A 12,925-nucleotide genomic window follows, 5' to 3' on the forward strand; every position below is an offset into this window, starting at 1 on the left:
AATGAAAGTTTTAAAAATCATTATAGCGTCAGTTTTACTGTTGGTAGCTTGCAATAAAAAGCAAGAAGAGGCTCTGGCAACCATTACTATTCACACTATTGGTGATTCTACAATGGCCAATAAGAAAAATCCTGAGGTTAATCCGGAACACGGTTGGGGACAAGTGTTACCATCCTTTTTCAATGCCAATGTTACGATTAAGAATCATGCGGTAAACGGAAGAAGTACACGAAGTTTCATCAACGAGAAACGTTGGGATTCTGTGTATAACCAATTGCAAAAAGGAGATTACGTTTTTATTCAATTTGGTCACAACGATCAAAAAGAGAATGATCCCAAGCGTTATACCAATCCATACACGGCGTATCGAAACAATTTAATTCAATTTGTACAAGAAGCCAGAAGTAAAGAAGCTATTCCGGTTTTGTTAACGTCAATTGTGAGACGAAATTTTAACGAAAACGGAACTTTAGTAGACACGCACGGTGCTTATCCGTTGGTCGTTCGTTTGGTGGCACAAGAATACAATGTTCCTTTGGTTGATGCTCAGTATCTAACAGAACAGTTAGAAGAGTCATATGGGATTGAACAATCCAAAAAGTTACATCTTCATTTTTTACCGGGTGAAATTTCGTATTATCCGGAAGGAAAAGACGATAATACGCATTTGTCTAAATTAGGCGCGACAGAAGTTGCGAAACGTATCGTTAAAGAATTAGGTAAAAAAGTTCCGGCTTTACAAGATTTCATTACCAAAGAAAATGAATAAGATTTTGAAAAATATGGCATTGCTATTTTGTTTGGTTTTAACCAATGGATTAACAGCGCAAGTAACCGAAGTAGCGTTATGGGAAGGAAAAATTCCGAATGCTATTTCTAATTCAAAATATACTGAAATTCAAACGATTAAAGATTTTGTTTTAGTAAAAGTGAGTCAGGTTGTAAAACCTACACTAACGATTTTTAAACCTAAAAGTCCAAACGGAACGGCTGTAATTATTTGTCCGGGTGGTGGTTACGCTCATTTGTCCATAGATAAAGAAGGCTATAAAGTTGCCGAATGGTTGAATACACTAAGCATTACAGCTATTGTTTTAAAATACCGATTACCTTCTGATGCAATTATGAAAGATAAAACCATTGGCCCCCTGCAAGATGCTCAAGAAGCTATGCGTTATGCAAGACGTCATGCGAAAGAATTAAATATTCAAGAAGATAAAATAGGAATTTTAGGTTTCTCGGCTGGTGGACATTTGGCTTCTACCTTGGCTACACATTATAAGGACATGGTGTATAATATAACAGATTCGGTGAGTGCTAAACCTGATTTTTCGATTTTGATTTATCCTGTAATTTCAATGGAAGAGGGGATTACACACCAAGGTTCCAGAAACAATTTGTTAGGGTGTTCGCCATCCATAGATACTGTTGAATACTTTTCAAATGAAAAAAACACCGATACATCAACACCAATAACTTTTATAGTTCATGCTACTGACGATAAAGCGGTTCCTGTTGAGAATAGTGTCAATTATTATAGGAAACTTAAAGCAAACCATGTTTCAGTTGAGCTACACCTTTATGAAAAAGGCGGACATGGTTTCGGTTTAGGAAAAATTGCTACCAGTTTGTTTTGGACCAAGCAATGTGAAATTTGGCTTCAAGCAAACAATTTCAAAGAATAAAAATTTTGCTATTAACTGTAATCGATTACAATTAATTACTTGATCTACTGCTACTAACCATTTAATTAAATTTTAAATGGTTATGAACTTTATTCTTTTAATTCAGTGGTTTCCGAGAGGAAAAATACCTTAAGTATGGTTGTCTCATTTGAAATAATCTGTAATCTATAATTCAGTTATAGGTTCAAAAACTATTTTATACAACCAAAACTTTTAAACCAATACTATGAAAAATATTTTTTCATTTATGCTTGTATTTCTTTTTTCAAGCATAACAGCATTTGCTACAGATTATTATGTAGCACCAAATGGCAATGACTCTAATTCAGGTACGATCAGTAGTCCCTTTGCAACATTGAACCAAGCTTTAAGTGTAGTTTCACCCGGAGATTATATTTATTTAAGAGGTGGTATATACACTATGGCATCTTCTCCTATAGTTATAACAACTAACGGTACGTCTTCAGCGAATATCCATGTTTATGCCTATGGAAGTGAAATACCTGTTCTAAGCTTTAACGATACAGAAAGTAGTTCAAATAGGGGAATAGTCCTTGATGGTAACTATTGGCACTGGAAAGGGATTACTATTGAAAAAGCCGGAGATAACGGAATGTTGTTATCCGGTAATAACAATACTATTGAAAATTGTATCTTTAGAAAGAACCATGATACAGGTCTGCAATTAAGCCGATATAGTAGTTCGGCTACCACTATCAGTCAGTGGCCATCTAATAATTTAGTTTTAGGCTGCGAATCGTATGATAATAAAGATAGTACAAATGAAAATGCAGATGGTTTTGCTGCCAAATTAACTGTCGGAACAGGTAATATTTTCAGAAATTGTGTATCCCACCATAATATTGATGACGGTTGGGATTTATACAGTAAAACAGACACAGGAGCCATAGGTGTTGTTACTATTGAGAATTGTATTGCACATCATAATGGTAGTCTTACAGATGGTGTTACTTCCGGAGGAGGAGATAAAAACGGTTATAAATTAGGCTCTTCGGCTCATCAGGTTAATCATATAGTGCGTCGCTGTATTGCTTTTCAAAACGGAAAACACGGTTTTACGGATAATGGAAATATCGGTAGCATTGAATTTACAAACAATACTTCATACAATAATGACGGCTATAATTGGCATACCAGAGATGGTGCAACTCATATATTCAAGAACAATGTATCATTCGAAAATTCTACCAACGACCGTTTAAGAGGAGATACATCAGCACCCAATTCATTTGTAGGAGCTACAGGAGGTTTTACGGTAAACAGTTCTGACTTTGTTACATTGTCTATGGGATCTAATGCCCATCCAACATCTAACGGCTTTCTTAATCTACAATCAGGAAGTGATTTAATAGATGCCGGTGTTACAAGTTCCGGGATAACATATAACGGAAGTAGCCCGGATTTAGGAGCAATAGAATCAGGAGCAAGTTCAGGAGGCGGAACGGCAGAAATCATTTTAACGGCAAGTGCCGGAAATAGTTTAGTAAACTTAAATTGGACAATTAACAATTTAACAGTTACCGGATTAGAAGTATATAGAGATACAGATTCAGACCCGAGCGGAAGAACACGAATTGCTCAGGTTAGTACAAGTACCCGTTCATATACTGATAACTCTGCGACTGCGGGTACGACTTATTATTATTGGATCAAAGCAAATGCGAGTATTAATTCAAATGCTGCTTCAGCTACACCTAGCGGGAGTTCGGGAGGAGGGACAACTTCCGGAAACAGAATAGAAGACAATGACTCCAGAACGATATCGTATGATGGCTCTCTGAAAGCCTATTCTAACGCAGATAATGGTAATGCTATTAATCTGGCTAATTCAGCCGGAAAGCAAATTGTTTGGAATTATGCACCTGCCAGTTCCGGGACATACCAGTTAACGTTGAGATATACCCGAAAAAGCACTATGAATTCTTCGGTATTCATCGCTGTAAATAATGGTTCTAATCAAACTTTAACGTTACCGGAAACGTCATCATCAGCCTTTGCTACTGTTTCTATGTCGGTTACTTTAAACAGTGGTACTAATGTTATTCAATTGACAACTAATTCTGACGGAGAAAGTGCTGATATTGACTGGATCGAATTCGGTTCTTCAACTTCAAAGTTTGACGATACCAAAACAGTTAAGGAATCTGTTTCATTAGTAAGCCTTTATCCGAACCCTTCTCAAAGTGTATTAAATATTGAGATACCTGAAACAAAAAATTATAATAGTCTAAGTATCGTTAATATGTCAGGAGTAGAAGTGTTGAAAAGGAATAATATAACAACACACAATACAATAAACATAGATTCTTTAGCAAAAGGAACCTATATTTTAAAATTAGCTTCCGAAAGTACGAGCGAAACAAAAATATTTATCAAAGAATAAAGTGATTATATAAACCCGATGCAACTGCATCGGGTTTATTTTTAGATTATAAAATACAGCATTTAGGCTGTTGTCTACAATTATTATTACCTTTTTTACAGTGCAGTTTCTTTTAATAGAGGAAATTTAATATAGATTACAGAAAAAATGTATCAAGTGTTAAAATTTCAATTTTTCTCACAACATTTAGTAAAAAAATATACATTTACTCTATAAATATAAAAGTACCCGAAAGAGTACCAGCGATCATATACAGAATGAAATGGCAGATCGGTTAACACAACCGATGTGCTTTGTACAGTTTAAGAATACTGTATACTACTAGGGTAAGTTTCGGGTGATTTATACCATTTAAACTTAATAGTAACAATTAAACATGTTTTTATGACATTAAAGAAATTCTCGCTATTTGCCCTCTTTAGCGCTTTAATTCTTTCTTTTGTCCATTGTGAGTACGATGACCATGAAAAGAAAATTACAGCCTTAAATACTTCTAACGGATTAGTCGTCAGAAAGATCTCTTATGATGGAAGCTTTTAAAAATAAAAGCGTAAGCGACAAATTCTCAAGAATTGAACTGTTTAAGCACAATGCTGCTTTAAATAGTAAAATAATACACGATACCATTTATGACTTTACGATCAATACAGACTTTGCTGTTTTCATAGACGACGGTTTGTCACAGACCTATACTTTTCCGGTTATTCGTGACAGCCAAAATTACACTTCTGAAAATTTAGTGATTAAGATTGATTCTGTAAGCACAGTAGCTATATTGGTAGATTACGGCGTTCCCATAGATTCCATGAAAAACATGTCATTAAGCGAAGTACAGCAACTTAATGAAAGATTCTATTTACTCGATTTAGATCCGGCACTTTATACCAATCCGGATGCTAAAATGGAAGCGCCTCATTACGAATATGTTTGTACAGATAACTATGTGTGGGGTGTTGTTGAATACCATGAAGGAGACTTAACGGGAGGTCCTTTATATGAATACGGCTGGATCTACCAAGGAGCCAGTTGTACCATGGTTTATGTCGAGGGCGGGGGAGGTACCGGAGATTCGGGAACTACAACGACGACAAATACTGACAATTCTACTTATTCCGGTAGTAACGGAGGTAGTGGTTCCGTCAATACTTCACCTATATCAGGAAGTCCATCATCCCCTCCGGTTGATTGCAACAGTGATCCATGTTGTATTTTAAATATATTATTCACTACTCCGAGACCCGGATTAAAAAATATAGTTGATAACCACCTGCAAACAGATATTCCTAATAATCCACATGGAGAAAAAGGGGCTTATTTTTTAAAAGATAATGCAAACCGATTGAACGCTTCAATTATTCCGCCTACCATTACAAATGTTATAGGAATACCTGATGCCTCAATTATTGCTAACATCTTTTCTGCAATTCATACACATCCTACAGATACTTTCCCTATGTTTTCTTGGTCTGATGTTTTTGTACTGTATACATTGCATTCTAATTTAGATTCACATAATCAAGGTATGGCAAGCTTTTTGCTCACTTGTTTAGATGATAACAATACCCCTCAAACGTATGCAATTGTGTTTAATAACGCTACTGCAAATATTATAGATATGGTTTTAAATAACCCTTTTAATAATGGAATGTCCAAACAACAAATTGCAGCTGATTTTGATAAAGAGCTAAAGAAAAAATTTAAAAAAGAAGAGTTAAATACAAAAAATTATGAAAAAGCATTTTTAGAACAAATGTTAAACACAAATGTCTCGTTATACAGAGCTAATGCAGGTCTAACCTCATGGACCAGATTAGACTTAAATCAATCAACTAATAACGTACAAGATACTCCTTGTAACTAAATTTAACTTTATGAAAAAAATCATTTTAATTATAGCTTTATCATTTCCATCATTTATTTTTTGCCAAACTCCTATAATCGATTTATTAGACGATGACGGATCAGCAATTCCTAATGCTTATTATAAAGATGTAAACAACTTATTGGATCCTTTTGTGGGAACTTATATTTATTCTGACATTACTACTAATACCAGTTTTAAAGTAGTGTTGGTAAAAAAAACATTGCAGTTTAACGGACGTTATTATGAAGATGTTATCATCGGGGAATACCAATATATTGAAAACGGAGTAGAAAAGGTGAGCACCATAGACGAGTTAAATCAAAATTATAGTAATTATAACAAATACAATATTGTTGGGAATATCTTAATTAACAATAACAACTTTAGGTATTGGAGATGTTTTGATTGTATTTCCAATGAAATTAGATTGATGCTCACAATTAATGATGATTTATCCCAAAGATTTGCATATTTAATTTTAAGAAGAGCTACTGATCTGGCAGGGCAAGAAATTATAAAAATAAAAATTGTAAATATTTCACGTAGCTTTTCTGACAACCCTAATCTGAGCTTGGATTTTGTTCTCCCATTTACAGAGTTAACCCTTATTAAGCAATAATTCATCAAAACACTATCAGTATCTTAATTTTATGAAAAGATATATTTTAATATTCGTTTTTTTTTATTTCAACTTATAGTTTTAGCCAGACTCCTGTAATTGACTTACTGAACAATGATGGTTTTTCTACAGCTAATGCTTATTATAAAGATGTAAACAACTTATTGGATTCTTTTGAGGGAACTTATATTTATTCTGACATTACTACTAATACCAGTTTTAAAGTAGTGTTGGTAAAAAAAACATTGCAGTTTAACGGACGTTATTATGAAGATATTATCATCGGGGAATACCAATATATTGAAAACGGAGTAGAAAAAGCGAATACTCTTAATGAGTTAACTCTAAACTATTCAAACCCGAACAGGCACAATATTGTAGGTAATGTATTGATAAATGACAACAATTATAGAAGAGCTAAATGTGACGATTGTATTCCCAATGAAATTAGATTAATGCTTGGCATTAAGGATGATTTATCCCATAGATATGCGTTTTTAATTTTAAGAAGAACTACTGATCTGGCAGGGCAAGAAATTATAAAAATAAAAATTGCAAATATTTCACGTAGCTTTTCTGACAACCCTAATCTGAGCTTGGATTTCGTTCTCCCATTTACAGAGTTAACCCTTATTAAGCAATAAGGTATAAAAAATAATTACAATAAAGCTGCATAATTCGTTTATACAGCTTTATTTTTCTATTATTTCGGGGCAAAAAAGATGTTATGGGTTGGTGGACCATAGTCCTACATCCTTAACGAGTGCTCTTGGATGTAATTTTAAATGAGCGACTAATAATTCTGCGAAATCTTCCGGTTGTAGCACACTTTCCGGATTACCGTCGGTTAAGTTTAAATTAACGGACATATCTGTAGCAATAGTGCTAGGTGCCATTGTCATTACTCTGATATTTGATTTACGAACTTCCTGCATTAAAGATTCTGAAAGACCGATCAAACCGAATTTAGAAGCGCTATACGCACTGGTAACCGGAGCTCCTTTTAAGCCTGCCGTAGAGGAAACGTTTACAATATCTCCTGATTTGCGTTCTAGCATTTGAGGCAAAACGGCCCTGATCACGTAATAACTTCCTAATAAATTGATCTTTATGATGTTTTCCCATTCTGAGACTTCCAGATCCATGAACTTTCCGAACTTTCCGACACCGGCATTGTTCACTAAAATATCAACCGGACCTAATTCTGACTGTAACTGGTTTACCGCAGTAACAACCGAATCATAATCAGCGATATCAGCAGTAGCAACAGCTACTTTTATTGTATTGTTTATTTTTTTAGCTTCTGCCGCAACCGCTTCTAAGTCGGTTAACGTTCTGGAAATAAGAGCGAGATTAACACCTTCTGCCGCTAAAGCTAAAGCAACTGCTTTTCCTAAGCCTTTGCCACCGCCTGTAATTAAGGCATTTTTACCGTTTAAATTTTGCATAGTTATAATTAAATTGTTAGGAGTCTGACTTTGTCTCACAAAATTGCATTAATTTTGAATATTTTAGTACTAATTAAACTTTTAATATAAATAAGTTCCATAATATTGAATAAATGATACAATCAATCGAAAGAGTTTTTGCAATTCTTGAGTATGTTGCTTCCAATGGAAATCTCGTTCGTCTGAATGATATTGCTACCGCATTAGATCTGAAAAAAACAACAGTTCATAATTTTTTGAATTCCCTAAAAGAGTTGGGCTATATTGAACAGGATGAGTTATCTCCGCGTTATAGAGTTACACCAAAATTACAGTATTTAGTAGCTCCGCATACAGACAACAACAGCTTAAAGACTAAAATGCGTCCGGTTTTAGAAAAGATTACCCGATTAACCAATGAAACTGCTTATTTATCAGTACAAATGGGAATGTATTTCAGACATGAATTAATCAGCGAACCGAATAGTTCTATCCGTATTTCATTGGAACTCAATAAAGATTTTCAACTGATGCGAACTGCTATAGGTAAAATATTTATGGCAAATTCTCCGCATCTCCGAAATGTTTTGCTGGGTAAATTAGAACCTTCTGAACGAAAAAAATTAGAGCACGAACTGGAAATAGTTGCACAAAATGATTTTGCGTATGATTTTGAAGAAAATGAAAAAGATATGCACTGTATTGCTATCCCTTTACGTGAAAATAACCGAATCATTGGAGTAGTGGGGTTTCCGGTCCGGCATTCCGTTTTCAAAAAGCAGAAATGGATAAGGCTATTGAATTAATTAGGGAGCTTTTGAAAATTAAATAATAGCATAGACCTATTTATTGTATCCCCGTTTTTTAAGGAATTAATCTATATTTGTTTAGAAAAAAGTTCATCGAAAAACGACACAATATAGTGGCTTAAGATAATGAAGAAAAAACTATTTTATTTTGCAATTGCAGGTTGGACATCAGGTTTGATGGTTCATTTACTTTCATTAGCTAAGATTAATGTTACAGAAACAATACCTTTCATCTGGGTTCTGCACATTGGTATTTTTGTGGTTTGGATTCCGGTAATTTTTGAATTAAATAAAAATGAAGAGTTCAAAAAATACCAACAATTAAGAAGACAGAATAGTGTAAAACCTTTTAGTCTGTTTAAGATTATTTTTAAAGAAACTCCCACTTGGTTGGTCGTAATTGCAATAGGCGGCTTCTTTTATGCAGTACTTAACTTTATGTTATTTACAAGTTCTCAACCGGGAGTTCCTGATTTCATTAACGATCAATATGTCTTGCAAAATCACGGAAAACTAATTAAAGTGATAACCGAACAAGAGTATCATCATTACAAAGCAAATGAGTTGCGAGGTTTTTCAGGTCATTGGTTAGCATTTTACGGAATGGCTGCGGCTATTTTATTTCCGTTCAATAAATCAGAACAGTAAAAAATGAAAACATATATTTCAATACTAAGAGGAATTAATGTAAGCGGAAAAAATAGTATTAAAATGGACGCTTTAAAGAAGCTATATCAGAATTTAGGCTTTAAAAATATCTCGACTTATGTTCAAAGCGGAAACGTTATTTTTTCTTCTGAATACAATGATCCTAAAAAGATTGAAGATATTTTAACATCCCAAATAAAGCAAGAATTCGGATTTACAGTTCCGGTAATTGTATTGACAATTGAGGAATTAAAAGACAGTATTCAAAATAATCCATTTCAAAAAGATAAAGAAGAAGCTTTTATATATTTTACATTTTTAGCTAGCGAACCAAGTAATTTCAATAAAGAAAATATCTACAATAAAAAAGCTGAAAACGAAGCCATAGCAATAAAAGAACGAATTGTTTATTTATATTGTCCCAACGGTTACGGAAGAACCAAACTCACTAATACGTTTTTAGAAAATATTTTGAAGGTAACAGCGACCACCAGAAATTTCAAGACAACGAATAGACTTTTAGAGATAGCTGAGCAACTAAAATAAGAAAAAGAATTTGCTAAATAGTAAAGAAGGAATACCTGATAGAATAGATACAATATGTTAAAGCATAAAATATTTTATATTTTACATAATGTATATTATAGATCAAACATAATACTTTAAATATTATTAATGAAAACTTTTATTACTTGTTCAATGTCTCAGTTACTCAATTTATTTAGGCAGTAATGCTTTTTAAAATTCTACTCAAAAAATAATCCGATAAAAAATAAATAAAGCATTGCAATAATCTTATTTTAATTTTAGCTTTGTAACCCTTATTATAAACTCATACCATGGAAAATAAATACGCACAAAAATTAATCGAAAAAATTCAAAAAGATCTTTTACAGGACAAATTTAATATCGATGAGATTGTTGAAGATCTGAAAAAGATTCGCGAATATTCTCTTGAAGAACAAAATCCGGTTGTTACAAAAGCATTGCGTTTAGCTTATGAACATTTAGAGTCAAATCAAGCGTTTTTAATTGGTGTTCCGGATGACGAACCATTCGAAGCTGAGGAAGAAGAAAATGAAAATTTTTCAAGCGAAAATGACTTAGAAAGCTTTGAATATTTCCTTTCACTTTTAGCGGATCTATCAAAGAAAAACAATCTTTTAGACTTAAGAGCTTATAATGCAGCCTTTTTGGCTTTTTAATTTCTTAAAATTAAATTCTGTTTTACATAATATAATCGGTCAAATGACCGATTTTTTTATACATTTTTTAACGTGATTTTGATATTTAGTTGCTAAATTTGCAATCATTTCAAAGAAATCATGCAAAAACAACAGAAAAAATCAAGAGCTCAACTATTACATCAGTACTATAAATATACTGGTTTTTACGCTTTTATATGGAATAATACCAAAAAAGCGATCATGCCGCTATTGCTTATTATCGGTGCTTTATTGGTTGTTAATTACCGTGTGATGAGTATTTCTGAAATGTTGCTCTATGTTACTCAGAATTTCAGTAAAACATTTATTTTTTCTTTATTCTTTGCTTCAGAAAGTTTTTTGGGCTTATTGCCACCGGATATTTTTATTGCCTGGACCAAAACCACTGAGCACCCTCTACTCTATCTTTCACTATTAGCCGTTTTATCATATTTAGGCGGTGTGGTTTCCTATTATTACGGTAGAACTTTATTATTGATCCCCAAGATCAATGATTATTTAGAGGGAAGAATGTCTAAGCATATTCGCAACATGCAAAAATGGGGCGGATTTTTAATTGCTGTCGGAGCATTATTACCTTTACCTTTTGCAATGGCTTGTTTGGCTGCCGGAATGATCAAATTTCCGCAAAGACAATTCTTTGCTTTTGCCGCACTACGTATTTTTCGCTTTGTAATTTATGGATTTGCTATATATTCCGCTTTATCATGATCAAATTATTTAAAATTGTTGCCTTTTTAGAAGGAATTTCGTTACTTGTATTGTTTTCAAACATGTTGGTCGTAAAACAAATGAATCTTGACTTGTATAAAAGTCTACTGTTTCCGGTAGGAATGGCACACGGTTTATTGTTTTTGGCTTATATCGCATTGGCTACTATGTTTAAAATAGAACAGAACTGGGATTTTAAAAAGTACTTTATCATTTGTATAGCATCGGTTTTGCCTTTCGGTACTTTTTATATCGAAAAACGTTATTTAGCGGAATTATAAAATATGAAAATATTCAATTGGGCTGAAAATTTATTACATGAAATAGGTGTTAATCAAGCTATCAGTGTTTACCTTAGTTTAGTGATAAACATTGTATTATTGGTTGTATTGGCTTATGTATTAGACCTTATTTTTAAAAAAATACTTATCGTTTGTCTGGCAATCGTTGCTGCAAGAACCAGATCATCCTTTGATGATTTTTTAGTAGCCAATAAAACAGCTAAATACATTGCTCATCTGGTTCCTTTGTTATTCATTTACAAAACGGTACCTGTAATTTTAAATGATTTTACCTCTTGGGAAAATTTCTTTGAAAAAGGTATCAAGATCTACATTATACTTTTAACACTTTGGATCATACGAAGTGTTTTCAATGCACTAAAAGATTTTTTAAAAGAAAAGCCACGCTTTAGTGATAAGCCTATTGATAGTTACATTCAAGTAGTCATGATCCTGTTATGGACTTTCGGGATCGTTTCTTTTTTGTCCATTTTATTTGAGATCAGTAAAACGGCTTTTTTAACTACTTTCGGTTCCATTTCGGCTGTTATTATCTTAATGTTCCGTGATACGATCTTAGGATTTGTGGCCAGTATTTCCGTTTCGGCTAATGATATGGTACGAATCGGCGATTGGATCACTATGGAAAAATTTGGTGCAGATGGTGATGTTATTGAGATCAATTTGGCAACTGTAAAAGTGCGTAATTTCGACAATACAACCACCACAATTCCCACGTATAGCTTGATTTCGGATAGTTTCCGTAACTGGCGAGGGATGACTAATTCTGATGGTCGACGTATTAAAAGACAGGTTTTAATCAAGCCTAGTTCTGTTCGTTTTGTTAAAGAAAACGAATTGGATTACTTTAAAAAAATACAACATTTAACGTCTTATATCGAACATCGCCAATCGGATATTGATAAATACAATACAAATAATACTGTTGACAAATCATTGATTGTCAACGGAAGAAACTTAACGAACTTAGGGTTGTTCCGCAAATATGTCAGTCAATACATCTTACAACATCCGGGAATCAATAAAGATATGTTGATGATGGTACGTTATTTAGAAATTACCGAACGTGGAATTCCGCTTGAAGTATATTGCTTTTCCAAAGATAAAAACTGGGTAAATTACGAACATATCATGGCCGATCTGTTCGATCACATTATAGCTTCCGTACGCTATTTTGGTTTGGAAATACTGGAAATCAGTAATGTAGAAATAACTTCTAAACAATAAAAA

The 12,925-nt window shown here is 33.3% G+C and carries 15 protein-coding genes; 14 read left to right on the forward strand and 1 reads right to left on the reverse strand.

Annotated elements, in window-relative coordinates; all coding sequences use genetic code 11:
- The first annotated feature begins 1 nt into the window (after nucleotide 1).
- From DI487_RS14885 to DI487_RS14910, 7 genes are all read left to right on the forward strand, one after another.
- Nucleotides 2-769, forward strand: a complete 768-nt coding sequence (locus DI487_RS14885) for a rhamnogalacturonan acetylesterase (protein ID WP_109570349.1) — start codon at nucleotides 2-4, stop codon at nucleotides 767-769.
- Between the two features lie 13 nt (nucleotides 770-782).
- Nucleotides 783-1,685: an alpha/beta hydrolase gene (locus DI487_RS14890; protein WP_245896440.1), complete on the forward strand. Its 903-nt coding sequence runs from the start codon at nucleotides 783-785 to the stop codon at nucleotides 1,683-1,685.
- A gap of 226 nt (nucleotides 1,686-1,911) precedes the next feature.
- Complete coding sequence (locus DI487_RS14895) at nucleotides 1,912-4,089, forward strand: right-handed parallel beta-helix repeat-containing protein (protein ID WP_109570351.1); 2,178 nt, start codon at nucleotides 1,912-1,914, stop codon at nucleotides 4,087-4,089.
- A 384-nt stretch (nucleotides 4,090-4,473) separates the two neighbouring features.
- Nucleotides 4,474-4,629, forward strand: coding sequence for a hypothetical protein (locus DI487_RS16130; protein ID WP_170108221.1), 156 nt, complete (start codon nucleotides 4,474-4,476; stop codon nucleotides 4,627-4,629).
- Nucleotides 4,613-5,950, forward strand: coding sequence for a hypothetical protein (locus tag DI487_RS14900; RefSeq protein ID WP_146193490.1), 1,338 nt, complete (start codon nucleotides 4,613-4,615; stop codon nucleotides 5,948-5,950). The genes DI487_RS16130 and DI487_RS14900 overlap by 17 nt, the downstream gene beginning before the upstream one ends.
- Before the next feature lie 10 nt (nucleotides 5,951-5,960).
- Nucleotides 5,961-6,572 carry a DUF6705 family protein gene (locus tag DI487_RS14905; protein WP_109570353.1) on the forward strand — a complete coding sequence of 204 codons (612 nt, stop codon included), beginning with the start codon at nucleotides 5,961-5,963 and terminating at the stop codon, nucleotides 6,570-6,572.
- Between the two features lie 65 nt (nucleotides 6,573-6,637).
- Nucleotides 6,638-7,216, forward strand: coding sequence for a DUF6705 family protein (locus DI487_RS14910; RefSeq protein WP_317046291.1), 579 nt, complete (start codon nucleotides 6,638-6,640; stop codon nucleotides 7,214-7,216).
- An 81-nt stretch (nucleotides 7,217-7,297) separates the two neighbouring features.
- On the opposite strand, the gene DI487_RS14915 is transcribed toward DI487_RS14910, so the two are convergent.
- A complete protein-coding gene (locus DI487_RS14915) occupies nucleotides 7,298-8,020 on the reverse strand; it encodes a 3-ketoacyl-ACP reductase (RefSeq protein WP_109570355.1) in 723 nt (240 codons plus the stop codon).
- A gap of 113 nt (nucleotides 8,021-8,133) precedes the next feature.
- On the opposite strand from DI487_RS14915, the gene DI487_RS14920 reads away from it, so the two are divergent.
- The 7 genes from DI487_RS14920 to DI487_RS14950 all read left to right on the forward strand — a co-directional run bounded on the left by DI487_RS14920 (nucleotide 8,134) and on the right by DI487_RS14950 (nucleotide 12,922).
- Complete coding sequence (locus DI487_RS14920) at nucleotides 8,134-8,805, forward strand: IclR family transcriptional regulator (RefSeq protein WP_109570356.1); 672 nt, start codon at nucleotides 8,134-8,136, stop codon at nucleotides 8,803-8,805.
- A 129-nt stretch (nucleotides 8,806-8,934) separates the two neighbouring features.
- Entirely contained in the window at nucleotides 8,935-9,456 is a 522-nt protein-coding gene (locus DI487_RS14925) for a hypothetical protein (RefSeq protein ID WP_146193491.1), read from the forward strand.
- Between the two features lie 3 nt (nucleotides 9,457-9,459).
- Nucleotides 9,460-10,002, forward strand: a complete 543-nt coding sequence (locus DI487_RS14930) for a DUF1697 domain-containing protein (protein WP_109570358.1) — start codon at nucleotides 9,460-9,462, stop codon at nucleotides 10,000-10,002.
- A 293-nt stretch (nucleotides 10,003-10,295) separates the two neighbouring features.
- Entirely contained in the window at nucleotides 10,296-10,661 is a 366-nt protein-coding gene (locus tag DI487_RS14935; protein WP_109570359.1) for a hypothetical protein, read from the forward strand.
- A 120-nt stretch (nucleotides 10,662-10,781) separates the two neighbouring features.
- Nucleotides 10,782-11,393 (forward strand): YqaA family protein, encoded by a 612-nt coding sequence (locus DI487_RS14940; protein ID WP_109570360.1) that lies wholly within the window; start codon nucleotides 10,782-10,784, stop codon nucleotides 11,391-11,393.
- On the forward strand, nucleotides 11,390-11,674 hold the full coding sequence (locus DI487_RS14945; RefSeq protein WP_109570361.1) for a DUF3817 domain-containing protein: 285 nt from the start codon (nucleotides 11,390-11,392) through the stop codon (nucleotides 11,672-11,674). The genes DI487_RS14940 and DI487_RS14945 overlap by 4 nt, the downstream gene beginning before the upstream one ends.
- 3 nt (nucleotides 11,675-11,677) lie before the next feature.
- The gene (locus tag DI487_RS14950; RefSeq protein ID WP_109570362.1) at nucleotides 11,678-12,922 is read left to right on the forward strand and encodes a mechanosensitive ion channel family protein; all 1,245 of its coding nucleotides are present in this window, start codon (nucleotides 11,678-11,680) and stop codon (nucleotides 12,920-12,922) included.
- Nucleotides 12,923-12,925: the final 3 nt, after the last annotated feature.

Source organism: Flavobacterium sediminis (genome assembly GCF_003148385.1).
GTDB lineage: Bacteria > Bacteroidota > Bacteroidia > Flavobacteriales > Flavobacteriaceae > Flavobacterium > Flavobacterium sediminis.